This window comes from Pseudomonas sp. lyk4-TYG-107, assembly GCF_030209055.1.
GTDB lineage: Bacteria > Pseudomonadota > Gammaproteobacteria > Pseudomonadales > Pseudomonadaceae > Aquipseudomonas > Aquipseudomonas putida_A.
In genome coordinates, this window is record NZ_JARVST010000019.1 from 263,158 (window position 1) to 285,498 (window position 22,341).

Annotated in this window: 26 protein-coding genes; 24 read left to right on the top strand and 2 right to left on the bottom strand. The window is 52.0% G+C overall.

Features of this window, described 5'->3' with window-relative positions; genetic code table 11:
* Positions 1-230: 230 nt before the first annotated feature.
* The 10 genes from QRN61_RS16485 to QRN61_RS16530 all read left to right on the top strand — a co-directional run bounded on the left by QRN61_RS16485 (position 231) and on the right by QRN61_RS16530 (position 7,572).
* Positions 231-638: a hypothetical protein gene (locus tag QRN61_RS16485; RefSeq protein WP_285374213.1), complete on the top strand. Its 408-nt coding sequence runs from the start codon at positions 231-233 to the stop codon at positions 636-638.
* 94 nt (positions 639-732) lie between these two features.
* The gene (locus tag QRN61_RS16490) at positions 733-1,218 is read left to right on the top strand and encodes an STY4534 family ICE replication protein (RefSeq protein ID WP_285374214.1); all 486 of its coding nucleotides are present in this window, start codon (positions 733-735) and stop codon (positions 1,216-1,218) included.
* A 129-nt stretch (positions 1,219-1,347) separates the two neighbouring features.
* Positions 1,348-1,650: a hypothetical protein gene (locus QRN61_RS16495; RefSeq protein WP_285374215.1), complete on the top strand. Its 303-nt coding sequence runs from the start codon at positions 1,348-1,350 to the stop codon at positions 1,648-1,650.
* A gap of 167 nt (positions 1,651-1,817) precedes the next feature.
* Complete coding sequence (pilL2, locus tag QRN61_RS16500; RefSeq protein WP_285374216.1) at positions 1,818-2,339, top strand: PFGI-1 class ICE element type IV pilus protein PilL2; 522 nt, start codon at positions 1,818-1,820, stop codon at positions 2,337-2,339.
* Positions 2,336-2,980 (top strand): hypothetical protein, encoded by a 645-nt coding sequence (locus QRN61_RS16505; protein WP_285374217.1) that lies wholly within the window; start codon positions 2,336-2,338, stop codon positions 2,978-2,980. Before pilL2 ends, QRN61_RS16505 begins: the two co-directional genes overlap by 4 nt.
* 9 nt (positions 2,981-2,989) lie before the next feature.
* Positions 2,990-3,709: a TIGR03759 family integrating conjugative element protein gene (locus tag QRN61_RS16510; RefSeq protein WP_285374218.1), complete on the top strand. Its 720-nt coding sequence runs from the start codon at positions 2,990-2,992 to the stop codon at positions 3,707-3,709.
* Positions 3,694-4,269 carry a transglycosylase SLT domain-containing protein gene (locus QRN61_RS16515; protein WP_285374219.1) on the top strand — a complete coding sequence of 192 codons (576 nt, stop codon included), beginning with the start codon at positions 3,694-3,696 and terminating at the stop codon, positions 4,267-4,269. The genes QRN61_RS16510 and QRN61_RS16515 overlap by 16 nt, the downstream gene beginning before the upstream one ends.
* Positions 4,266-4,694 carry an integrating conjugative element protein gene (locus QRN61_RS16520; RefSeq protein WP_285374220.1) on the top strand — a complete coding sequence of 143 codons (429 nt, stop codon included), beginning with the start codon at positions 4,266-4,268 and terminating at the stop codon, positions 4,692-4,694. The genes QRN61_RS16515 and QRN61_RS16520 overlap by 4 nt, the downstream gene beginning before the upstream one ends.
* Before the next feature lie 2 nt (positions 4,695-4,696).
* Entirely contained in the window at positions 4,697-6,826 is a 2,130-nt protein-coding gene (gene traD / locus QRN61_RS16525; protein WP_285374221.1) for a type IV conjugative transfer system coupling protein TraD, read from the top strand.
* Positions 6,823-7,572 carry a TIGR03747 family integrating conjugative element membrane protein gene (locus tag QRN61_RS16530; protein ID WP_285374222.1) on the top strand — a complete coding sequence of 250 codons (750 nt, stop codon included), beginning with the start codon at positions 6,823-6,825 and terminating at the stop codon, positions 7,570-7,572. Before traD ends, QRN61_RS16530 begins: the two co-directional genes overlap by 4 nt.
* A gap of 25 nt (positions 7,573-7,597) precedes the next feature.
* Here QRN61_RS16530 and QRN61_RS16535 read toward each other — a convergent pair whose 3' ends face one another.
* Positions 7,598-8,359, bottom strand: coding sequence for a hypothetical protein (locus QRN61_RS16535; protein ID WP_285374223.1), 762 nt, complete (start codon positions 8,357-8,359; stop codon positions 7,598-7,600).
* A gap of 167 nt (positions 8,360-8,526) precedes the next feature.
* Here QRN61_RS16535 and QRN61_RS27630 point away from each other — a divergent pair, with 167 nt between their 5' ends.
* Genes QRN61_RS27630 through QRN61_RS16575 form a run of 9 tightly spaced genes read left to right on the top strand, consistent with a single transcriptional unit; the run spans position 8,527 to position 16,122 of the window.
* On the top strand, positions 8,527-8,865 hold the full coding sequence (locus tag QRN61_RS27630; protein WP_350310354.1) for an integrative conjugative element protein, RAQPRD family: 339 nt from the start codon (positions 8,527-8,529) through the stop codon (positions 8,863-8,865).
* A complete protein-coding gene (locus QRN61_RS16540) occupies positions 8,862-9,095 on the top strand; it encodes a TIGR03758 family integrating conjugative element protein (protein ID WP_285374224.1) in 234 nt (77 codons plus the stop codon). The genes QRN61_RS27630 and QRN61_RS16540 overlap by 4 nt, the downstream gene beginning before the upstream one ends.
* A gap of 17 nt (positions 9,096-9,112) precedes the next feature.
* Positions 9,113-9,472, top strand: a complete 360-nt coding sequence (locus tag QRN61_RS16545; RefSeq protein WP_285374225.1) for a TIGR03745 family integrating conjugative element membrane protein — start codon at positions 9,113-9,115, stop codon at positions 9,470-9,472.
* A gap of 12 nt (positions 9,473-9,484) precedes the next feature.
* Entirely contained in the window at positions 9,485-9,877 is a 393-nt protein-coding gene (locus tag QRN61_RS16550) for a TIGR03750 family conjugal transfer protein (protein ID WP_285374226.1), read from the top strand.
* Positions 9,874-10,557, top strand: a complete 684-nt coding sequence (locus QRN61_RS16555) for a PFL_4703 family integrating conjugative element protein (RefSeq protein ID WP_285374227.1) — start codon at positions 9,874-9,876, stop codon at positions 10,555-10,557. The genes QRN61_RS16550 and QRN61_RS16555 overlap by 4 nt, the downstream gene beginning before the upstream one ends.
* Positions 10,554-11,441 (top strand): TIGR03749 family integrating conjugative element protein, encoded by an 888-nt coding sequence (locus tag QRN61_RS16560; protein ID WP_285374228.1) that lies wholly within the window; start codon positions 10,554-10,556, stop codon positions 11,439-11,441. The genes QRN61_RS16555 and QRN61_RS16560 overlap by 4 nt, the downstream gene beginning before the upstream one ends.
* On the top strand, positions 11,431-12,861 hold the full coding sequence (locus QRN61_RS16565) for a TIGR03752 family integrating conjugative element protein (protein ID WP_285374229.1): 1,431 nt from the start codon (positions 11,431-11,433) through the stop codon (positions 12,859-12,861). Before QRN61_RS16560 ends, QRN61_RS16565 begins: the two co-directional genes overlap by 11 nt.
* A complete protein-coding gene (locus QRN61_RS16570) occupies positions 12,839-13,264 on the top strand; it encodes a TIGR03751 family conjugal transfer lipoprotein (RefSeq protein WP_285374230.1) in 426 nt (141 codons plus the stop codon). Before QRN61_RS16565 ends, QRN61_RS16570 begins: the two co-directional genes overlap by 23 nt.
* Positions 13,264-16,122 carry a conjugative transfer ATPase gene (locus tag QRN61_RS16575; RefSeq protein ID WP_285374231.1) on the top strand — a complete coding sequence of 953 codons (2,859 nt, stop codon included), beginning with the start codon at positions 13,264-13,266 and terminating at the stop codon, positions 16,120-16,122. Before QRN61_RS16570 ends, QRN61_RS16575 begins: the two co-directional genes overlap by 1 nt.
* Positions 16,123-16,250: 128 nt before the next feature.
* Here QRN61_RS16575 and QRN61_RS16580 read toward each other — a convergent pair whose 3' ends face one another.
* Positions 16,251-17,318: a hypothetical protein gene (locus tag QRN61_RS16580; protein WP_285374232.1), complete on the bottom strand. Its 1,068-nt coding sequence runs from the start codon at positions 17,316-17,318 to the stop codon at positions 16,251-16,253.
* A gap of 172 nt (positions 17,319-17,490) precedes the next feature.
* Between QRN61_RS16580 and QRN61_RS16585 the strand changes: the two genes are divergently transcribed.
* From QRN61_RS16585 to QRN61_RS16605, 5 genes are all read left to right on the top strand, one after another.
* Complete coding sequence (locus QRN61_RS16585) at positions 17,491-18,912, top strand: tyrosinase family protein (RefSeq protein WP_285374233.1); 1,422 nt, start codon at positions 17,491-17,493, stop codon at positions 18,910-18,912.
* Position 18,913: 1 nt separating this feature from the next.
* Positions 18,914-19,381, top strand: a complete 468-nt coding sequence (locus QRN61_RS16590) for a hypothetical protein (RefSeq protein WP_285374234.1) — start codon at positions 18,914-18,916, stop codon at positions 19,379-19,381.
* A gap of 497 nt (positions 19,382-19,878) precedes the next feature.
* Positions 19,879-20,394, top strand: a complete 516-nt coding sequence (locus tag QRN61_RS16595) for a JAB domain-containing protein (RefSeq protein WP_502942626.1) — start codon at positions 19,879-19,881, stop codon at positions 20,392-20,394.
* 133 nt (positions 20,395-20,527) lie between these two features.
* Positions 20,528-21,172 carry a hypothetical protein gene (locus QRN61_RS16600; protein ID WP_285374235.1) on the top strand — a complete coding sequence of 215 codons (645 nt, stop codon included), beginning with the start codon at positions 20,528-20,530 and terminating at the stop codon, positions 21,170-21,172.
* A gap of 165 nt (positions 21,173-21,337) precedes the next feature.
* On the top strand, positions 21,338-22,291 hold the full coding sequence (locus QRN61_RS16605; protein ID WP_285374236.1) for a TIGR03756 family integrating conjugative element protein: 954 nt from the start codon (positions 21,338-21,340) through the stop codon (positions 22,289-22,291).
* Positions 22,292-22,341 lie beyond the last annotated feature (50 nt).

Sequence of the window (22,341 nt, forward strand, 5' to 3'; positions counted from 1 at the left end):
ACGACAGCGCATGCCAACGATTCTTGGGGCTCGCATCACTGATCAAGCGTCAGTGCCTGCCCAGGCAGCCAAGGTCCTCAAGGCTGCATCGTGAACGTTTCACGCCGACCAAGCCCAGTCCTGCTCAGCATCACTTGGCGGACACATGCCGAAATCGGCGTTGATGCATGTCACTCATTGTGCAAGTCCCTTTGGGGCATTGCGCCAAATCTGATCTTCAGGAGTCACCCATGAAAAACACTTCCGTTTCTCAGCTTTCACGACAGACGTTACAAAAGCCTGTGACCAAACCTTCATCTGAAATCTGCAACCCTGCCGTCGCCTTCTTTTTCGCTTGGAAAAAAGGTGTAGAACTCGCCGGCTATCGTTACTTCGGTGACAGCAGTCAGGAGGGTTTCATAAAGGCTAATTGCAGGTGGGATCTGCGTCCCGACCTTAGAGTAATCAATAGCAAATTTGAGGTTCTGACTGAACAAGAGCGGGTATTTATGGCCGCTCTTGTCAGTTTTTTCAATCCTGATGAGGGCAGCAACTTGCTCAAACAGGCTGGCGTCAAAGGTCTCTGTGAGCTGGGGCTTCTCAACGTCGAGCAACGAGATGTCATAGCCGGGCTGATCATGCACAACCACGCTTGGTAGTTCAGCGCTTCATTTGATCCATCAAACCACTGGGGGCTATCGCCCCTATTGGGAGCGAAGCCACCAACTGCTATCTCTAGCCTGGAGGCATTCCATGAGCAACGCGTTATCCAGCGAGACTTATTTCGATCTACATATTACTGGTCTTGGCTATCTCAATCGCATACGCGAGGTGAAACCCAAGAAAGGCGAGGCGTTCCTTGCCTGCGATATTGCTGCATTGAACGGCCCAACTAACTGCCCGGAATATCGCCGTTTCGATCTACGTGTTACTGGCGAACAAGCACAGGTTCTGGTGCGAGGTTGTGCCAAAGCAGTTGCTGCAGACCGAAAGGTTCTTGTCAGCTTTCGTCTCGGCGATCCCTGGGTCGACACATTCACCTACTCCAAGGGCATCAACGAAGGACAGATGGGTATCAGCTTCAAAGCCCGTTTGCTCTTGCTGCACTGGATCAAGGTTGATGGTGTTTTTGTCTATAGGCGCAAGCCGGTAAATGCACAAGCAAGCAACCCAGACGCGTCGAAACAAGCTGAAGACCCTTCACATGACGCATCTGATGTAGTGGAGCCTGACATCTGATTGCAGATCCGTTAACGGATCTTGGTTCCTCTCATCGTCGTCGATGAATGACGTTTAACTCCCTACCCCTTATGGGCCATGTCGCCCAAGGGGTGATGTCATGGCCCAAGTAAATAAAGGCAGCAGACCATGATTGTTATCAACTTTGATGAATCAACCAAACCCATGTCCGAACTTGGCGCACTGGTTATAACCAAAGGCGCCGATGCGCTGATGAGAGGGCTGAAGATAAATCCTTTCTTTTATTTCTATCGGCATCTGCAAGGCGATTGGGGTGACATCTGCGACGAAGATCGTCAGACCAATGAGGATGCCCTGATTTCTGGCAATCGACTGATGTCCGTTTACAACGTCATTGCTGAAGAAAGGATATGGATCATTACGGAGGCTGATCGTAGCGTGACAACCATTCTCCTTCCTGAAGAGTACTAAGGCCTGCGGTCAGGCCGCAGTACACCTTCAAATACCTGTCATAGCGGTCTCCTCGGAGGCCGTTTTTTTTTAGCCAATTAATCGGGGCATACCTGGTACCCCATTGATCACTGCGACGGTACTGCCTGCTTGAGATCTTGTGGGGATCACATACAGGAAGATTGTCGATGCCATCGAATAACAGATACCCCCTACCTTTCATACTCCTAAGCGTGTCCATCAGTGGATGCCATACCCCTGAGCAATCTCCCCCTGCAGCGATTACTCAGCCGTCTGTTGAGACTGCGTCAGAAGAGTACATTCCCGTTCAGCGGTATGGTCGATACACCCTGATTGAGCTCAAGCCGCAGTCTGCTAAGCAGAATCTTTTGCTGCAAGTCATCGACGTTGACCTGCCCAGTGTTTGGACCATTTCGGTAGGCGACGCCCTGCAGTACGTTCTGAAGCGTTCTGGTTATCGCCTCTGTGAAAGCACAAGTGCCAACGCCGCTCTCTTCGCACTCCCCCTTCCAGCTGCTCATTTGAAACTGGGTCCTGTTGCACTGCGCGATGCATTACAAATGCTTGCTGGTCCAGCGTGGCAGCTTCAAGTCAATGACCGACAGCGAAACGTCTGTTTCTTCCCTGCCGCCGGCACTGATACCGACACGTTCGCACCCATCCAAACAACACCGGAGGCCAGTCAATGATCTATTCCCTTCCGACGAAGGCAAACCTGCGTAATCGCCTAGCTCGCTGGACGACTCCCGTGTTGATTTCAATGGCATTTGGCTCGCTTGTACTGCAGCAAGCGTGTCTTTCCAAACTGAGCCAACGCTTGGATGAACTGGCCGACTCGACGCACTTGCAACACTTGGACGATCGAATTGTAGAAGTGGAGCAATCTCTATCCAGGTTGTCGTTACCTCAAGGCGGCGTTAGCTATTCAGACCTAAATCTGATCAACGAAAGCTTCAATGAGCGAATCGCTGAGCTGGCAGACGTGATCACGGGAACGGCAAGCCAAAGCGACCTAAAAGACTTGCGGCAACGCGTACAGCAACTCGAGTCAAATCAACCTCAACATCCAGTAATGCCCATTGCACCTCGACCTAAATTTCTTTCTCGCAAACCGACAAAGCCGGCCGAACCGCCTATTCAGATTTTGGGACAAGAGATTCGCGGAGGTGAGCGCTTTCTTTCGCTCGGACCAAAGGATGCGGAATCACTTGAGCAATGCCAACTGATACGGGTAGGCGAGACCTACTACGGATGGAGGCTTGACGGTATCGATGAGCAAATCGCTGTGTTCACAGCCAACGGCCTGACCCACCGACTCAGCATTCGCTAGGAGGCCACCATGTCTTACTTAAGGATATTACCCTCCCTGTTAATGCCGATATGTTTTGTGGCTATCGCACAGGAGCCCTCGACTCGGACTTCCGTCCAGACCTACTCAAAGCTGCAACCTGAGATGACATCGCCTGCCAGTTCCACCGTGCTGGCCCAGCAATGGGGTCTAAAGGAAGAGGAACTGTTCCGATTCAAGGAGCTAATGAGTGGGCCTCTGGGTACTTACTCGCCTAATCTCGATCCCTTGAGTGCACTGGGGATCGAAGCTCGAACTGACGCGGAGCGTCTTCGCTATGCACAACTTCAGGTTGAAGCTGAGGCTACCCGTGTCGAAAAGCTGCTCGTGTATCAGCGTGCGTACGACACAGCCTGGAAGGAACGATATCCAGGCTTAGCACTCATGAACTCACCGCCAATCAACAGCCCCATGTTGAGTAAGTCCAGCATAAGGCCCGCGGTATTCGTTCAGTACAATTGTCTGCAATGCGAAATCACAGTCAAACAACTGCTGGCCTCCGGTGCGACATTCGATATCTACGTAGTGAACAGCGAGCAAGACGACAGGCGCATCCGTCAGTGGGCTCTTAAGGTGGGAATCCAATCCAGCCAGGTGCGCGACGGAACCATCACTATCAGCCACGACAATGGTCGATGGCTATCAATCTCTGCAAATGGCGAATTACCCGCTGTCATGCATAAGGTGAATGGCAAATGGCTGCGCCAGTGAGCTTGTGCGGCATCTTGCTGCGCTTGGCAACGTACTCTTCGATTTTTCATATGGCACCGGCTGCTTGCGCCGCATCTATTTCGACGCCTCCACCTGCCTACAACTTGGAGGCTCGAAAAGCAGGTGTGCCTTCAAATTTATTGTTCGCAGTGGCTCTGCAGGAAAGTGGTATCACATTGCGAGGACTGCGCATTCCATGGCCCTGGACACTGAACATTGCTGGTCAGGGTCGATATTTCATCAAGCAGACAGACGCTTGCAGTGCTCTTCAATCAGCTTTGTCCCAATGGCCAGCGTCACGTATTGACGTGGGCCTCACTCAAATCAATCTAGGCCATCAACGGCGCTTTTATCGCCACCCATGCGAGGTGCTTTGGCCGCACAGAAATCTTGAGATTGCAGCGATCATCTTGCGTGAGCAGTACCGTACGGGCGAAAGCTGGCTGCTTGCTGCTGGTCGCTACCATCGTCCATCGGGAGGTCCTTTGGCCGCCCGTTACCGCCGTCGTATCGAGCGGCATCTGGAGCAATTGGCTCTTGCAATGGAGAGTCAACCATGAAAATACGATATCCATGGATTTTGCTGATTTGCGCTGTGTTCTGTTGTGGAAGCTCTGCTCAGACTGTAGAGCCCAGGCATGCAGATGCACGTTACAGCGAAGAGGATTTCTTGCCCGTGCACTCGAGCGCCTTATCGCCCGGATTAGTCAAAAGTCGAACATTAGATGCAGCAGGTTTGCCGTCATTTTTTTTGATTGGCGACGATCCGCATTCGCGATCATGGCTCAAGAAACGTCACTTACGCCTGACCACGCTCAACGCTGTAGGTTTGGTCGTCAATATTGAGTCTAAAGCTGCGCTGGAGAGCCTGCGTCACATTGCACCGGGACTGACGCTTTCACCCGTGTCGGCAGATGATCTGGCCCAGCGACTGAACCTTCAGCACTACCCCGTATTGATCACCGCTAGCAAAATTGAGCAGTAACCATGTCTGAAAATCATGCGGTCGAGACATTACTGCGGCCAGCGGTGGAGCTGTACAGTGTTGCGGCATGCGGTTCAGCCGCCGCACTATGTTTACTTGCGCCTTGGTCACTAGCATTGACACCATCTATTGGCGTAGGTGGAGCTTGTTGCTGTGCGGCTTTGGGCGCAATACGACTCAAGCAAGCGTCTGTCGTGCTGCGCTATCGTCGGCAAATGCGGCGACTACCGCGGTACATAATGACAAGCCGGGAAATTCCGGTCAGTCATCACCGGTTGTTTGTTGGCAAAGGGTTCCGCTGGGACCAACGCCATACCCACAGGTTGCTGCAGACCTATCGGCCTGAGTTCCGAGGCTATGTCGAACCGTCGGCGCTGTACCAAATGGCGCGCCGACTTGAAGCACGATTGGAGTTTGCACCGCGTCCAATCAACCAGCTACTCCGGCTCACTGGCTGGGACCATCCAATAAACCCCGTCAGGCCATTGCCCCCAGTTGGCGGATTACCTAGGTTGCACGCAGTTGAGCCGAATGAAGTCGATGTCACCCTGCCCTTGGCTGAACGTGTTGGGCACACGCTCGTGCTGGGTACTACTCGAGTCGGAAAAACACGATTGGCTGAGTTATTCATCACTCAGGACATTCGCCGCGGAGAGGTCTGCATTGTATTTGATCCCAAGGGTGATGCGGATCTTCTAAAACGCATGTATCTAGAAGCCAAACGAGCTGGCCGAGAAGGTGAATTCTATGTTTTTCATCTGGGGCAACCTTCGATATCGGCCCGCTACAACGCTATTGGTCGTTTCGGACGGATTACAGAGGTGGCATCTCGTATCGCCGGGCAGCTATCAGGGGAAGGAAATTCTGCAGCATTCCGAGAGTTTGCGTGGCGTTTCGTCAATATCATAGCCCGGGCTCTGGTTGAGCTTGGGCAGCGTCCGGACTATCTGCTGATTCAGCGTCATGTGATCAACATCGACGCCTTGTTCATAGAATACGCGGCCTACTTTTTTGCTCAACACGATCGAAAGGCATGGGATGTCATCGTTCAGTTGGAGGCGAAGATCAATGAGAAAAACACCCCTCGGCACATGATGGGTCGAGAGAAACGAGTGGTGGCGATCGAGCAATACCTGCAGCATGCACGATTGTACGATCCAGTCTTGGACGGTTTACGCTCAGCCGTACGCTACGATCGGACCTACTTCGACAAGATCGTTGCTTCCCTCCTGCCCTTACTGGAGAAACTCACCACCGGTGATATTGCGCAGTTGTTGGCGCCTGATTACATGGATCTGGGGGACCCACGCCCCATCTTCGACTGGATGCAGGTCATCCGAAAGCGCGCAATTGTCTACGTTGGCCTTGATGCGCTGTCGGACTCAGAGGTTGCGTCAGCGGTGGGTAACTCCATGTTTGCAGACCTTGTCTCCGTTGCAGGCCACATCTACAAATTCGGCGTTGACGATGGACTGCCAAATGCAGTGTCCGACAAAAAAATCCCCATCAATGTCCATGCCGATGAGTTCAACGAGCTGATGGGGGACGAGTTCATCCCTATGATCAACAAGGGAGGTGGCGCCGGCATTCAGGTCACAGCTTACACCCAGACCATGAGCGACATCGAAGCACGAATTGGCAACCGCGCAAAAGCAGGCCAGGTGATCGGTAACTTCAATAACCTGTTCATGCTGCGGGTTCGCGAGACTGCGACAGCCGAGCTTCTCACCAAGCAGTTACCCAACGTCGACGTTTACGCAACTTCCGTGATGAGTGCTGCCACAGACAGTTCGGATCCTCACGGCAACACCGCCTTCACCTCCAATACTCAGGACAGGGTCACAACGACCAGCGTTCCCATGATAGAGCCAGCCCATGTCGTCGCCCTGCCCAAGGGGCAGGCGTTTGGGTTGATCGAAGGTGGTCAGCTTTGGAAGATTCGGATGCCCCTTCCTGCTCCTGATCCTGATGAAGCAATGCCGAAGGATCTGCAGGCCATGGCTGAATATATGCGTCAACGTTATGTACCGGCAAATGACTGGTGGAGTCCAGTGGATATGCAGGATCAGGATTCGCCACTCCCAAGCGACATGTTTGATGACGGCACCTATAAAAAGTCGTCATCCCTATGAGCGATCCAGCATCTACAGCTCAGCGTCAGCAGCAGCGACAAGAAGGTCTGTTTATTGGCTTGCTGACACTCCCTCTCCGATTTGTATCCGTCCTATGCGGATCATTAATTCTGAGCATCTTGATAGAGTGCATCGGCATGTATGCATTCTGGCCAGAAGAAGGCTGGCGGCATGCGCAACAAATGTATGAGTTCGAGCTGGGGCAGCTGTCCAGCGATTTCAAACACAGCGCACTCGTACGCGAACCTGGTCGAACCGCCAGTGACTTGGTGCAGGTTGCCTATCAAGCCGTGATGATCAAGACGGGCATCGCAAGATCAATACATGCCACCTCTCAGAAAGCGCGTGACGCACACTTCGATAGTGCGCACGATGCACGCTATTTTGTGGGATCGTTTTACACCCATCTGGAACGCAATCTGATCGCGGCGGCTTACACCATCCTAGTGTTTATCATTCGACTGGCGGTGCTGTTTTTGTCGTTGCCCCTATTCATCATCGCCGCGTTCATAGGCATGGTTGATGGACTCGTTTGTCGAGATCTACGACGTTTCGGTGCTGGTCGGGAGTCAGGCTATCTCTACCATAGAGCGAAGGTATTCATAGCGCCCTTGGCGATACTGCCTTGGATTGTTTACCTCACAATTCCAATGAGCGTAAACGCAGGACTTATTCTCGTACCGAGTGCACTGAGTCTCGGTATCGCGATCGATTTAACAGTCCGAAACTTCAAGAAATACCTTTAGGCAGCACGATGATGGCTACCATCAATCATCTCGACCCATTTCGGGCCCACCAAAAGTAAGCCGCCATCTCTACATCGGCGGGCGTCCAATCCTTCTTTTGATTCGAAACAGGGCATAGAAACGAGTGTTTGGTATGGTTCAGGACGTTGGCGATCTGTGCAAGCAGCGGCAGATATACATCGATGTATTCAGCTAAGTTGCGACGATGCCTTGACGAGGTGTAAGTGGCCAAACGACTACTGGTTCTGGTACGGCTCGACCATTCACGAACAAACGCTGTTCCGCGGCCGCTCATGGATAGGGAATTGAAAAAGTAAGACGCGTGCCGGTCAATGGCTGCCCCCTCCCATGGTTTCAGAAATCGGTAGATCTTCGAAGCAATCACCAAGCGCAGACCCGGTAGGCGAGAAAGCGCGTCGATACCCTCTCTAGCACCTCCTGGAGCAAGGCATATCTGAATGGCGCGCAGCATTGCTCGTTTTTCAGCGGATGTCGCATTCCGAATCCTGACTTGCGAGCGAAGGTTGTTACCCGCCCAGGATGAAACTTTGCAAACGATTTTTTGAGCATTCGCTTCATTCAGGTGATGGAGCAGCTTAGCGACTTCCGACTCAAGCAGGATGACTCGCTGCTGACTAATCGCCTTGCCGGTACCGAAAGGCCAGTCGTAATCCTCTCGAGCCTGAGTGATTAATGACACCAAAACAGCGCTTGGCAGTATGAGGCCCGCGGCCTGATTCAGGCTTACGCCAGCGGGAAAGCAACTCGCGTCATGTGGCGCCGCCATTGATATCTCCTTTTTCATCCATGCCGCCAATGAAGGCATATTGCCACATTTGTTTGCTCAACAAGCAACATCACTTTCCGGGACCATTCCGCATCCGATTGTTCGCAGCGTTATTCCTTACTCACTATCACTATCGAGCCGTCTGAACGAATCAAACGAGCTCCCCAATGACCAAGCGCCTCTCCAAAAGATGTCTACCTCTATTCATATGCCATTTCGCCTTCGCAGGACATTGCACAGCCACAGCTCAGGAGTTGAGTAAGGAAACTATCCGCTTGGCGACCTTGATAAGAGAACTGAACGCCATTGACCGCATCGCTAGCCTAGGCGACACCGTCAAGGATCTCGAGTCGCAGAGATATCACTTCAACTACACACGCCTTCGGACAGACATCCAGCGCGTTAGAACGGGTATTGAGCAACACCTGTCCCCCCAACGAGCAGCCCCTCGCGACGTCATCTCTCTGCACGGTAATTACCACGATGAAGTGGTTGCTGACCAATGAACGCCGCCCAAATTACCGCTTTCCAGGCCAATGGCGGCATTACCCCTTTGATGACGGCTTCAGTGCTCACTTCTTGCGTCTTCGCAGCGTTGCTGCTCTGGGGAGTGTGGGCCATCCGCACAGCCTATTCCGGCTGGGCTGAGCAACGCTTGAATCAACGGCAGTTTCTAGGAGTGGTGATCCGATTCACTGCGATGTACCTAGCCCTGACTTTTGTCCTTCTCCCATGACCCAAGGAACACTATCCATGCGCTGGCACTCACTCCGGGCTACCCTCATTGCGACGTTACTTACATCCTACGGCGCAACCCTATCCCAGACCGCGCAGGCGAAGGGAAAGCTTCCGACAATGGAGGACCCCTCCCGCGGCGCAGGCAAAGGGATCATGGAAACGATGCAGAACTATGGCTACGACATCGTCATGTTGGTAGCCCTGCTAGTGGTTTCCTCCATGTTCATCGGCGTCTGCTACCACGCTTACACACGTTACTCCGAAATCCATACCGGACGCTCAACCTGGGGGCAATTCGGACTGAGTATTGCCGTCGGCGCGGTCATGCTGGTTGTGGGTATCTGGTTGCTCACCAAAGCCACCGGCATTTTGTAGGAGGAACGAATCATGGACTCGTTGAACGCAGCTTACGGCACAGTCGCTTTCCTTCCGCACAGGTTAAACAGGCAGCCGGTTGTTGTACGCGGTTTGACCGCGGACGAACTTTGGATCTGCACTGGTCTGTTTGCTACAGCAGGGTTGGCGCTGGGCATTCCTTGTGCCTGGCTTGCCAGCAGCATTGCACTAGTGCCCACCGCAATCGTGGTGGCGGTAGCAGCAGGCCTTTTCATTGGCGGTGGGCAACTGCGTCGACGCAAACGGGGCCGACCGGAAACGTGGCTTTACAGACAGTTGCAATGGTCAATCACACATCACTACCCCCGCTTATCCCCGCTTGTTGGGGGGCGCGACCTCATCACCCGATCTGGTTTCTGGGCGACCCGGCGAGGTGCTGTATGAGTCGATTCAAGAACGAAGTGCTGCACTTGCAAAGCCATGTGACAACGCTGCGCATGGGCACTGCAGGCCTATTCATCGTAGCCACGGGACTGGGCGCTGGATGGTGGAGCGCGCCGCATGATCTGACGATCCACGTACCGCCCGACTTGCGATCTGGCAGTACTCGCAAATGGTGGGAGGTACCACCGGAATCTGTCTACGCATTTACCTTCTACATCTTCCAGCAGCTTAATCGCTGGCCCAGTGATGGTGAGGAAGACTACACCCGTAACCTGCAGTCGCTGGCCGCTTACCTGACACCAGAGTGCAAAGCATTTTTTCAGCAAGACTATGAGCAGCGCCGCCAATCCGGCGAGCTCAGAAAACGTACTCGCGGTATTTACGAAATTCCTGGCCGAGGCTACGGAGATGATCCAGTTACCCGAGTCAAAACCGTCTCCGACAGCGATTGGCTGGTCACCCTTGACATCAACGCAGACGAATATCACGGCGCCGAGCAAATCAAGCGTGCACTGGTTCGATATCCCATCAGGGTCGTTCGTCTGGACATTGATCCTGAGCTGAATCCATTTGGGCTGGCTCTGGACTGCTATGAAGGCACGCCCCAGCGTATCGTCACACCTGCTACCCAAGGCACCGCTGCTCGAAAAACGGAGCGGTCATTGGGAGATTCACTATGAAATCACGCCTGACTTCGATCTTTATGGGACTGGCACTTTCGCTTTCAGCTTCCACATCCTTGGCTGTTGAAGTGGTGCGGTGGAAGCGCCTTCCCATTGCCGTCCCGTTACTTGTGGGCCAGGAGCGAGTGATCTTTATCGAACGCAACGTTCGAGTAGGACTACCCGCGTCGCTTGGCGATCGACTGCGGATTCAAAGTGCGGGAGGAACCGTATACCTGCGAGCCAATGAAGTGATAGAGCCAACCCGACTCCACCTTCAGGACGCGATCACGGGAGAACTGATACTCCTCGATGTCGTAGCTAGGGATGCGCAGAACGGTGAATTGAAACTGGAGGACATTCGAATCATCAAGGAGTCGCCCTTCAAGGCCAACTCCAGTATCAAAAGTCTTGAAGTTAGGAAGCTCGATACACAGTCAGTCTCGCGAACACCAATACCCATAGTGCTGACACGCTATGCGGCTCAAAACCTATACGCGCCGTTGAGAACTGTAGAGCCTTTACCTGGCGTACGAAGAATCAACGTAGCTGCAGACCTCCAACTGGATCTTCTGCTGCCAAGTCTCCCAATAGATGCCAAAGCGATCGCTGCATGGCGTCTCGATGACTTTTGGGTCACTGCGATTCGATTGAGAAATCAAACCAATACAACACTGAATCTGGATCCTCGGCTACTCCTTGGGAGCTTCGCAACCGCGACATTCCAGCATCAACACCTCGGTGCCAAAGGCACGTCCATGGATACGACCGTGGTTTACCTCACCACTCGCGGACATGCTCTGGCGAAGTCATTACTACCAAACATAAGTCCAGTAGATGCTGCACTCAACTTGCCGCTTGAAAAGCTCGTTTCCCTTGAGGAGGCGAACCATGAAAAGTAATGGATTACTCAAGTGGCTGATGATCCCGATGGTTTTGCTGCTGTTGCTTGTGTTCATAAAACTGCTGCCCAGTAAACACCCATCCCCTGCTGGCCCGGACACTAACGAAAACCATCTCACCCCTGAAGAGATGAGGGCACTCGGTCTTGAGGGTGATACACCGAGTGATACGGTAGCGACCCTGGTGGCTCAGGTCAGGCAGTTGCGAATGGAGCTAAAAAAATCGCAGGACGAACATCCTCGAATGGGTGATCCAGAGTCAGTCCGCCAGTTTGAGGAGAGGATTGAACACCGTATCCATTTCGCTCTGGAACAAGAGCGACAGCGCTCCCTGGCGGAGCGAGGTGAATCGGATAGCAGCGTGGAAAACCAAGGCCTGCTACAAGAGCTTCAACGTCGATTGGATGGGCTGTCCCAACAAGGATTTAACTCAGATTTACCGGTGGGTTTTGGACTTCAGGAGGGCGAAGACCAGAGCATGGATAATGGCATGCGATGGATTGAACCCGAAGACGGAAAAACCAAGGACCCATCAGTTTCTACCAAGCCTGCTATGAGTTTCCCCACTCGCTTTGGTCCTGCACAAAAGACTCTTGGCGAAATGGCAGAGTCCGTCGCCACAGCTGCGGCCAGTGACATAGCAAACCCAGTAGCCAACGCTACTTACACCGTGCCGCCCAATGCAACGCTAATGGGCTCCGTTGCCATGACTGCGCTCATCGGCCGTGTCCCTGTCGATGGAACAGTCAATGATCCCTACCCGTTTAAAGTTTTAATCGGAGCCGACAACCTCACGGCCAATGGCATCGACTTGCCAGAAATAGCCGGAGCGGTGGTCAGCGGTACTGCGTCAGGAGACTGGACACTCTCTTGCGTCAGAGGACAGATACGCTCAATCACTTTCGTATTTCAGGACGGAACAATCCGAACCCTGCCCGGCGACAACGAAAACGACTCCCGAGGCCACAAGCAGGACACGTCAAACAGCGGTGCTGCGCAGGAAGGTCTTGGCTGGATCAGCGACCGACACGGCATCCCCTGTGTCGCAGGTAAACGCCGCAGCAATGCTCAGCAGTATCTCGGCTCTCAGGCGCTGATCACCGCCGCTGGTGTAGGCGTTGCGTCACTGACCAAGTCCGATGGCGAAAACACGGTTTATACCGGCAATCAAGGAGGGGCATCAGGAACCTTTGGTATCTCAGGCAGTGAAGCCATGAACCGAATGCTCGCCAGTGGCGTTCAGGACATTTCGCAATGGGTCAGCAAACTCTATGGCCAGGCCTTTGCTGCAATTTACGTTGAGCCTGGAGCAAGGGTGGTCGTACACATTGAAGAACCCCTCACCCTCGATTACGACGCTCAAGGGCGCAAAGTCGATCACACACTCGGAGGTCGCCATGCCATCACGGATCTGGACTGAAGCTATCGCAGCAACACTGATCTTTATCACAACGACTGGTTGCACGACGAACACCGAGGATCTACTCACCCACGACGGCCATACCATGATGGATATCTGGAACCACCAAACCGGCGGATCCCAAAACGGTCAGGCGGCCCAGCAATTGCTGGATGCACGCCAAGCTTTGAGGCGTCCTCTGACAGAAGCGCTGGTGCCGTCCACCTCTGAACCGTATACCCGAACTGCTCAGAACGAAATTCAGCAGCAATTTCATCGTCTGCCTAATCCCGATCTGGTGATGTACGTATTCCCCCACCGGGCTGGAACAGAAGCCGTACCGGTGCCTGGTTACAGCACGGTTTTCCCACTGCATCAACGTGTGCAATACGCGATGCCAGGCGAACGATTGGAGGACTACTGATGTTCTGGTCTTCTGGACACAAACACGATGAAGCAGGCCGTGACTTGGATGAACCGAACGCATGGCAGCGGCACCTCACAAGGCTTTCGAAACACGCAATACCTGAACCAGGTGTGAAACAGATAAAGCCCGTAACTGCAGAAGACGATCAAGCGTTTTATAGCACCACGGAGTCCTTCGTTGATCGATTACCCTGGGTTGAGTATCTGCCACACAGTCAGTGCATGCTGCTCGAAGATGGCCAGTCAGTTGCGGCTTTTTTTGAGGTGACACCGTTAGGTACTGAGGGGCGTGAAAACGCTTGGCTGGCGCAGGCGCGGGATGCACTGGAAAACGCTTTGCAGGACAGCTTCGATGAGCTGGACAGCAATCCTTGGGTTGTACAGCTTTATGCCCAAGACGAGACCCACTGGGCTCGCTACATGCAAACGCTGCGACAGTATCTGCAGCCGCGCGCCAAGGACACTGCCTTCAGTGAGTTTTACCTGAGATTTTTTGCCCACCATCTCGATGCCATCGCCAAACCTGGCGGTTTGTTTGAAGACACTGCCCTCACCCGTTTGCCATGGCGGGGGCAGAATCGACGTGTGCGTATGGTCGTCTATCGTCGTGCGCCCGATGTTGCATCACTTAAACGTGGACAGTCTGCCGAGCAAGCACTGGAACGGGTGTGTGAAAGACTGGCCGCAGGATTGACCAGCGCGGGTATCAAAACACTGCGCCTTGATGCACCAGACATCCACAACTGGTTGATGCGCTGGTTCAACCCCAATCCGACGCTACTGGGTGAATCGGCCAATGATCGTGAGCGCTTCTATCATCTCACGGCTTACCCTGAAGAAACTGAAGCAGGCGAAGTTGAACTGGCAAGCGGCACTGACTTCGCACAGCGATTGTTTTTCAGTCAGCCACGTTCTGACTTAGACAAAGGTGTCTGGTACTTCGATGGTATGCCTCATCGAGTCATATTGATGGATCGATTACGCAATGTACCCCGCACCGGGCATTTGACCGGTGAAACGCGCAAGGGTGACGCAATCAATACCTACTTCGATCAGATGCCGGAAGACACCATGATGTGCCTGACGCTCGTCGCCACACCACAGGACGTCCTTGAGGCTCACCTCAACCACCTGAGCAAAAAGTCTGTGGGTGAAACGCTGGACTCGGAACAAACACGTCACGATGTACATCAAGCCCGATCAATCATCGGCAGCTCACACAAACTCTACCGTGGGTCACTGGCCTTCTTCCTGCGTGGTAAAGACATGCAGGAGCTTGATGCCCGAGGCATGCAACTGGCCAACGTGATGCTCAATGCAGGCTTGCAGCCCGTGCGCGAAGATGACGAAGTCGCCCCGCTCAATAGCTATCTGCGTTGGTTACCGTGCGTCTTCGATCCAGCCAAGGACAAGCGAAAGTGGTATAGCCAACTAATGTTTGCCCAGCATGCCGCCAATCTCGCCCCGGTCTGGGGGCGTAGTCAGGGAACAGGACATCCTGGGATTACATTTTTCAACCGTGGTGGCGGTCCCCTATCCTTCGACCCGCTGAATCGTTTGGACCGGCAGATGAATGCGCACCTGTTTCTATTCGGCCCAACCGGATCCGGCAAGTCGGCGACACTCAATAACATCCTCAACCAGATTACTGCCACCTATCGACCGCGACTGTTCATCGTCGAGGCCGGAAACTCCTTTGGCTTGTTTGCTCAATTCGCCAAACGTCTAGGCCTTACCGTGCATCATGTGAAGCTCGCGCCAGGTGCAGGTGTGAGCCTGGCACCGTTCGCGGATGCACGACGCTTGGTGGAGACACCCGATGAAATCGAAACTCTGGATGCTGATCGGCTGGATGAAGTGGCAACTCCCTACGAGGGGGACGAGCAACGCGATGTCTTGGGTGAACTGGAAATCACCGCCCGACTGATGATCACCGGCGGCGAGGACAAGGAGGAGGCCCGACTGACTCGGGCTGATCGCAGCTTAATTCGGCAGAGTATTCTGGATGCCGCGCACCACTGCGCAGATCAAGATCGAAAAGTACTGACCCAAGACGTGAGGGACGCACTGCGTGCACGAGCAGCGGTACCCGATTTACCTGAGGGCCGGCGAGGTCGCTTGCTGGAGATGGCTGAGGCAATGGACTTGTTTTGCCAAGGCCTGGATGGAGAGCTTTTCAATCGTCCTGGCACTCCATGGCCTGAGGCAGACGTCACCATCGTCGACCTGGCTACGTTCGCGCGCGAGGGTTACAACGCGCAGCTCTCGATCGCATATCTATCACTGCTCAATACGGTGAACAACATTGCTGAGCGTGACCAGTTCCTCGGCCGACCGATCATCAACGTTACCGACGAAGGCCACATCATCACCAAGAACCCCCTTCTTGCTCCCTACGTAGTCAAAATCACCAAGATGTGGCGAAAGCTTGGAGCCTGGTTCTGGCTCGCAACACAAAACCTGGATGACCTGCCCAAGGCGGCTGAGCCCATGCTGAATATGATCGAGTGGTGGATCTGTTTGAGCATGCCACCTGATGAAGTCGAGAAAATTGCCAGGTTCCGCGAGCTGAGCCCGGCGCAAAAAGCCATGATGATGTCGGCGCGCAAAGAGTCAGGGAAATACTGCGAAGGTGTTGTGCTTTCAAAATCCATGGAAGCCATATTTCGCGCAGTGCCACCGAGCCTCTACCTGGCCATGGCAATGACAGAACCTGAAGAGAAAGCAGTACGCTTCAAGCTCATGCAGGAGTTCGGCATCAACGAATTGGAAGCAGCAGTTCGTATGGCTGAAAATATTGATCGGGCTCGTGGTATCGAGCCGTTGAATTTCGCAAATACTATTGACTATTCGTAAACACGAAATAAGCGAAAAATCAAATTTCGGAGATTAAATACGCGTCCATGGGAAAAATCTGGAAGAGGTGTCTATAGAGCACTAAACATATGCCGGATAAGGATCCGGCATATGCTTAAAATTAACGACTAATTTTCCGGCCCAAACGTGAGACTCAGTATGTTCCCTCGAGTATTTGTAATTCCGCCACCGACATCAGCCGTGCCGACCGTATGAGTAAAATCCCAATGGAGACCAGCCTCTGCTGTATAAACTACTTTATAACTTATATTTACTGTAAAGCGCTTGGGTCTTAGCGGAGTGATAAGCTCATCGCCTGTAGATTCGTATTTTGCGAGCGTGGCATCAAGTACACTCTCGACATACTTTACAATTTCATCTGCTGAACGTTGGATGAGGGCATCATCTTTTTTGATCTTATCCAACGCCTCATAGGTTGACGGTCCGGATGGAAGGATAGTAGGCGGAAGGCTTTTTACTTTTTTATCAATAGCTTGCTGATTAACCTGCGCTTCCTTTCTCGGGCTCCACGTACTCAACGTCTCAGGTGCTGTGTATGCAGTTCGCAGAGGGCGCTGTACAAGTTCAAGATTAAGCGTCTGTCCCTCTTGAGATGTACGGCCTCCACCAACGTTCACAACTACCAGCTTTATTTCACCATTGCCAGTATACTCTTTGACGTAGTCAACCTGTAATTCAGCTTTCGTTAAAGAGATCCCCGAAATATTATCGGCGGCTGCGCAGGTAACACCTTCAATCTTGCTTTTTTTACTACATATCGAACTCTCATCAAATTCATTACACCAGTTTTCCAATGCGCGTGGGTCGAGCATTGCCCGGTCACGTGAATCTACCAATTTGAGTCCGCATAAGGTCTTGTCTGAAGCCATGATGCGCCTGCATATATCATCCCTGACAGCACTGTTGGCGTGGGAGGCAGACTGGCACAGAACGTACGATGCTTCAGTGCGAACCTTGCACGCATTGATTGTCGATTTTTTTGCATTTGTACAGCTGTTCTTAAAATGATCATTCTCTGCGCTAAATTTATCCCATTGTTTTAATGCCAAAATCTTGTTCACTGCCGCATTGGTGGTACTCACCACAGCGCTCAATGGAACGTTACTTTTAAGTGTGTCCTTTGAGCAGCAACCACTGAGCACAACCACGAAAAAAACAAAAATTAGCTTTTTCATATCACCCTCCCCGGGCTGGCATAAAAAAATGCCGACGCAATTTCATATAGCAGCGAGATAGAGGGCTTGCAAATTTATTTTTATAGACTAGGTTTACTTTTGGTATCAGAGCCCCAATCCGGCTGAAGTCGATAGAAGCTACCGAAACTTCGCCTTACGTGAGGGGTAAATCATGGAAACAAATCGCAGGCAGTTTATTCAAGCATCTACTGCGGTCTTAGCGATAGGCATTGCCGACACCACAATGCTGTTTAGTGGTATATCGACCGCAAAAGCCGCTGATCTTGGTAAAGTCAGGCGTGACATCAACGCTAACGTTCCAGGCTCCAATGATTTGATCTTATATAGTACCGCCGTGCAACGTATGAAGGCTCTGGATCAGAGCGATCCGAAGAATCCGATGAGTTGGAATAATCAAGCTCTCATACATCAGAACTATTGCCCGCATAGCAATTGGTGGTTTCTGCCTTGGCATCGTGCATATCTTTTTTATTTCGAATCGATCTGTCAGTCCATGCTTGGCGACCCAGATTTTCGTTTACCTTACTGGAACTGGACGCGAGATCGCTCAATACCGGCTGCTTTCTGGGATAAAAAAAGCCCTCTCTTCCATAGCAACAGGGATTTGAATCCTAATGATGAAGTGGATGGAGATGTTACTGGAAGCTCTGTAATTGACAAGATATTGAAAAATAACGTCGATGCTTTGCACTTCAGTGGTGCAACCACCAGTGACAATCAACGTGAAAGCTCGTTCGCTGGGACTCTCGAATCCACTCCGCACAATGGCATACATCAGTTCATAGGTGGTGACATGGGAACATACTTGTCACCACAAGACCCTATCTTCTGGTTACATCACGCCAATGTCGACAGACTATGGCGAAGCTGGAGCGCGCTCCATGAAAACCGCGCACTTACCGATAAATTATGGAAAGATCATAAGTTGAGCCAGTTCTACGACGCTACGGGCAAAGTCATGAATCCGCTCACTCAAAGCACATTGGTGCCTGAGGCATACAATGCTATTTATGATCAACTAGACGTCGTTGCCTCCAACAGAGCACGCCAGCCTATGCGCGCATTTGCTTTCAACAAGGAAGCAACGGTAGCACTAAGCGCTCGTATAAGCACTGTAGGTAATACGCTAAAAGTCGGCACTATCGATCTGGCATCAGATAGTAAGCTACGCAACTCAATTTCCAAAGCTACTGCGCCGCTGCTGGCACTTGAAGAAAAGCCTGTGGATTCGGTAGTCCTTATGAAAGTCGAAGGAATTCAGGTTAAAAGCAAGACCACACGGCTACGCATTTTCATTAACTGTGACAACCCATCCCCTAACACACCGATTGGTAGCCCCTCTTATGTCGCCACCATTAACTTTTTTGGGGGGGATCATAGTCATCATGATGATCGGGGGTTTAGCTTCATGTATGACTGTACAGCGACATTCGCGAACTTGAAGCGAACTGGTTTGTACAACGGTGCCGACAGTATTAAGGTCTCCTTCGTTCCGATTGACACGAAGAAGGGGGTTGAACCGGCTCCATTCATAGATGTCAAACCTGAACAGATCACATTTATTGGATTGTGACATGCTTTCGTTTTCGATAGCCCGGCTCTATTACTTATTACCGCTTGTGTTTTTTTGCGCACCCGCGGCGTATAGCGTTGAGCCTTCGAAACCTGCGGATACGTTACTCGTACCAAGTGGTGGAGTAAAAACTACAATCGTCGCAAACCAACCCGCGCTCAAGTGCCTAGACAGCACTGACTGCAGTGCGGTTCTGGTCATCGATGTGAAAAAGTTCCCCGAGTCAGTCAAAGGTCTGGAGATTGAGACTCGCTCCAAGGAGGATGGGGTCTCAGTCTCCGAAAAGCACTTTAAGGATCATGATGGTTCAGGTAGTTTTTTGGTGCCTCTGGACAAGTCGAATTTGAAGCGTGGTTATGATTTCAAGATAACGCCAATTCCTCGTTCAAAAGACAACACAGCAGTTGAAAATCTCACCATCGACAAGATCGGTCTTGAAATACTGCAATCACACCCCCTTGAGAAGTAAATTGCGTCAGCCACTCACGATCTAAACTCGAAAAAATCCAACCCTGTATTGCACGGCTTTCTGCCAATCTAGGATAACTCGAGAGCTCAAGAGCTTACGCTGCTGAAGATTTGGCCGAGACTGGTCGCAGTCCTCGCACATTAGGCTGTTTAGCGTCACTCTCTTCTCTCCTTCATTAAATCGACGCTAGCCCATTCGAAGCTGTTTATGAATGCGGAGAAACGTCGTGTCTTATAGTTCAATGAAAGTAAATAAATACTGGTCAAAAATGCTGCTTGATACGACTGATTGCTGATTCCAGCAGTCACCCCAGATGACCGAGATCTTTAAGGTCATGACGCATGAAAATCTGCGTTGATCAATTCAGTTCGCTTCGCATCCTTGTGCGAATGGCCCTCACTGAAATGAGGGTGGATGCCTCCCCTTCTGTCCTGGTCATACGTGACCATTTTCCAAACACATCTCTATGCAGCCGCTCCCATCAGGTTAGCGGCCTCATGTTCATCAAGGATAATTCAATGATTTCAAAGATACCCAACAATGACGACCTCATTGATGAGGAGTGCTCGCGTTACAAAGAAGATTTGATGGTTCAGAATGCCATCGCAGCTCTGGAGCGACGCATGTTCAAAGGAGGAGAAAAACTCAGTCATCCCAAGGATGTTGAAAACTACCTCAGACTACAACTGGCAGGTCAAACTCGCGAAGTGTTGTCATGTATCTACCTCGATTCTACCCATCAAGTGCTTGCATACGAACCTCTTTTCTACGGGACGATAGACACAACGAGCGTCCACCCTCGCGTCATCTTGCAAAGAGCTCTTGAACATCACTGCGCTGCTGTGATCATGGCGCACAATCATCCCTCTGGCGATATCAATCCAAGCGGTAGCGACCTAAAGCTAACGAAGCTAGTACGTGACCTTCTGCTCAAAATCGATGTGCGGCTTCTTGATCACTTCATCATTGGCAAAGGGGAGCCATACTCATTCGCGGCAGCGGGATGTATCTGAAGGGTGTGTTCCATTTTTTTGAAGCGCCCTTCTGGGCGCTTTTTTCTTACACTCGAACCACTTCAGACTTCTAGATGGCGAGGGAGAATTGTGAGCAGAGTGCTACTATGCCAGCCTTTTTAAAGGAGGCATGATGGAACGGTTTAGCTTGAAGGTTTTCCCTTTTCTGGCTTTGATTATTGTCGGAGGAATCCTCTATCCCTATCACCAGCATTTTGGTTTTCTTTCAGGGGATAAAGCAGATTGGGGGGCGTTTGGTGATTTCTTTGGCGGGGTATTAAACCCCCTCTTTGCGCTATTCGCATTCTTCGCACTTTTGCACTCGATTCGGATTCAAATGAAACAAATCGAGCAGCTTTCGGTAGACAAGCAAGCGGAAGAAATTCTCACTGTTATCAAGGATATTGATGAGCGGCTCAGTCAGTTGATGACCTCCTCTGTAGGGAAGGTATTTGGGGAACCGCCTTTTATTCACCACATGATTGCAGAAGCGGGTCGAGGTGGAGGAGCTCTAAACAGTTCAGACGCCTATGCGGAATTCGTTTTGATTGCTCGACAGGAAGGTTCTATGGTCGAGGCCACTGTGCGGGAGATTCGGTCGTGTGTGATTACGATGTACGCCTTTACCCTTCGGTATCCCCGCAATGACGGCGACCGATACGCGCCGATCATTCATTACTACATTCTCAAAACGAAACGTGTAGTAGCAATGCTGCGTGATGTAGGCAATTTGCCTGAATCAGTGAGCAGTTTTTACTCATCGTCTCGAGCGGCTTGATAGCATCAGCGCAAACGACAAAAAATTAAAATGGCAGCTGCATGAAGGTTCCGTACTGAATCACATCGGCTCACTGAATGTGGTTGCCTGCTACATCTTATTGGCAAATGCCAAGCTTGCACTCCGCTGGTTCACTGCGCACCTCGTCTCGCGCAGGTTCAAACCATGCCCCATCGCCATCCAAAGAATTTACGAGCCATAACTGTTGCGACAGTCATGGGCCTTCCGATCTCCGCCTCAGCACTTACCACCACCGATATCTCCAGTTCGAGCCTATCTCCTGACTGCATCGCTTACCGCGTCGTGGGCGTCTGCTATTGGCTCTTCTGCAGCAACTTGGGTTGCAAGGTCAAAAAATCGCCCAAGGTACGTCATTACGTACCCGATGCCGTGGTGTCGAGTTACAGCAATACCGGCGAAAACCCATGGGCTGAACTTCGCGCCCTGAGCCCTAAAAACTCCACAGCACGCAGTGGTGGTGATGGTAGCGCTGGCGTTGCTCTTGAGAATGACCTCGCCAAGTTCAAGAACGCTGACGTCATCGGTCATCCGGGTGGTGCTGTCTTTAGCCAATTCGCCAGTCAATCGGGTTACGCCTGCTCGGGCGCAGGACAAGTTTTGAGGCCCTACTTCCTTAGCACGCTGGACAGCTTGGCGTGGCGTCGCAACATCCCCGAGCTTGTTTTTCCTGAAGCGTTGACGCCTGGTGCGAGAGAAGTCGGTAGTCGCGCTCAAGCCAACCTCTGGGGCGCTATCTACCCACGAGGCGGATTTCTTCACGGAATTGACGACTACAAGTGCGCCGCCGTCGTTGCTCAACGTGCTGCGGACATCGTCACGCGTCGCGGACAGATTCATGTCTACCAACCGTTGCTTGCCAAAGCTAAACCGGGCTATTGGCCTGCTGGTGCAGTCAAAGAGAGCGATCCACAAACAGGGAAATGGCAAGAACTCACCCCTAACGCGTCCAAAACCTGCACGACGTTCCCTAACGATGCAGTTCATGGGCAATCACCTCGGGGTGACTACGCCTGGGCGTTGTGGCGCCCATACACCTGTTGCGAGCGAAAAGGTCAAACATTTCTCGGCAACACTGACTTTTCGGGAGCAGGCAGATGAATTCAACGCCTAAACACTCTGCAACTGCACATCGTTCAGTCTTATTTCAT

What these genes read in the sequence shown, in the direction of transcription:
- QRN61_RS16515 (WP_285374219.1), top strand. Translation starts at nt 3,694, where the DNA reads ATGGCTGCGCCAGTGAGCTTGTGCGGCATCTTGCTGCGCTTGGCAACG.
- QRN61_RS16560 (WP_285374228.1), top strand. Translation starts at nt 10,554, where the DNA reads ATGAAATCACGCCTGACTTCGATCTTTATGGGACTGGCACTTTCGCTT.
- QRN61_RS16590 (WP_285374234.1), top strand. Translation starts at nt 18,914, where the DNA reads ATGCTTTCGTTTTCGATAGCCCGGCTCTATTACTTATTACCGCTTGTG.
- QRN61_RS16535 (WP_285374223.1), bottom strand. Translation starts at nt 8,359, where the DNA reads ATGGCGGCGCCACATGACGCGAGTTGCTTTCCCGCTGGCGTAAGCCTG.
- QRN61_RS16580 (WP_285374232.1), bottom strand. Translation starts at nt 17,318, where the DNA reads ATGAAAAAGCTAATTTTTGTTTTTTTCGTGGTTGTGCTCAGTGGTTGC.
- QRN61_RS16570 (WP_285374230.1), top strand. Translation starts at nt 12,839, where the DNA reads ATGCCATCACGGATCTGGACTGAAGCTATCGCAGCAACACTGATCTTT.
- QRN61_RS16505 (WP_285374217.1), top strand. Translation starts at nt 2,336, where the DNA reads ATGATCTATTCCCTTCCGACGAAGGCAAACCTGCGTAATCGCCTAGCT.
- QRN61_RS16605 (WP_285374236.1), top strand. Translation starts at nt 21,338, where the DNA reads ATGCCCCATCGCCATCCAAAGAATTTACGAGCCATAACTGTTGCGACA.
- QRN61_RS27630 (WP_350310354.1), top strand. Translation starts at nt 8,527, where the DNA reads ATGACCAAGCGCCTCTCCAAAAGATGTCTACCTCTATTCATATGCCAT.
- QRN61_RS16595 (WP_502942626.1), top strand. Translation starts at nt 19,879, where the DNA reads ATGTTCATCAAGGATAATTCAATGATTTCAAAGATACCCAACAATGAC.
- QRN61_RS16530 (WP_285374222.1), top strand. Translation starts at nt 6,823, where the DNA reads ATGAGCGATCCAGCATCTACAGCTCAGCGTCAGCAGCAGCGACAAGAA.
- QRN61_RS16600 (WP_285374235.1), top strand. Translation starts at nt 20,528, where the DNA reads ATGGAACGGTTTAGCTTGAAGGTTTTCCCTTTTCTGGCTTTGATTATT.
- QRN61_RS16490 (WP_285374214.1), top strand. Translation starts at nt 733, where the DNA reads ATGAGCAACGCGTTATCCAGCGAGACTTATTTCGATCTACATATTACT.
- QRN61_RS16540 (WP_285374224.1), top strand. Translation starts at nt 8,862, where the DNA reads ATGAACGCCGCCCAAATTACCGCTTTCCAGGCCAATGGCGGCATTACC.
- QRN61_RS16550 (WP_285374226.1), top strand. Translation starts at nt 9,485, where the DNA reads ATGGACTCGTTGAACGCAGCTTACGGCACAGTCGCTTTCCTTCCGCAC.
- QRN61_RS16485 (WP_285374213.1), top strand. Translation starts at nt 231, where the DNA reads ATGAAAAACACTTCCGTTTCTCAGCTTTCACGACAGACGTTACAAAAG.
- QRN61_RS16510 (WP_285374218.1), top strand. Translation starts at nt 2,990, where the DNA reads ATGTCTTACTTAAGGATATTACCCTCCCTGTTAATGCCGATATGTTTT.
- QRN61_RS16495 (WP_285374215.1), top strand. Translation starts at nt 1,348, where the DNA reads ATGATTGTTATCAACTTTGATGAATCAACCAAACCCATGTCCGAACTT.
- QRN61_RS16555 (WP_285374227.1), top strand. Translation starts at nt 9,874, where the DNA reads ATGAGTCGATTCAAGAACGAAGTGCTGCACTTGCAAAGCCATGTGACA.
- QRN61_RS16575 (WP_285374231.1), top strand. Translation starts at nt 13,264, where the DNA reads ATGTTCTGGTCTTCTGGACACAAACACGATGAAGCAGGCCGTGACTTG.
- QRN61_RS16565 (WP_285374229.1), top strand. Translation starts at nt 11,431, where the DNA reads ATGAAAAGTAATGGATTACTCAAGTGGCTGATGATCCCGATGGTTTTG.
- QRN61_RS16545 (WP_285374225.1), top strand. Translation starts at nt 9,113, where the DNA reads ATGCGCTGGCACTCACTCCGGGCTACCCTCATTGCGACGTTACTTACA.
- QRN61_RS16585 (WP_285374233.1), top strand. Translation starts at nt 17,491, where the DNA reads ATGGAAACAAATCGCAGGCAGTTTATTCAAGCATCTACTGCGGTCTTA.
- traD (WP_285374221.1), top strand. Translation starts at nt 4,697, where the DNA reads ATGTCTGAAAATCATGCGGTCGAGACATTACTGCGGCCAGCGGTGGAG.
- pilL2 (WP_285374216.1), top strand. Translation starts at nt 1,818, where the DNA reads ATGCCATCGAATAACAGATACCCCCTACCTTTCATACTCCTAAGCGTG.
- QRN61_RS16520 (WP_285374220.1), top strand. Translation starts at nt 4,266, where the DNA reads ATGAAAATACGATATCCATGGATTTTGCTGATTTGCGCTGTGTTCTGT.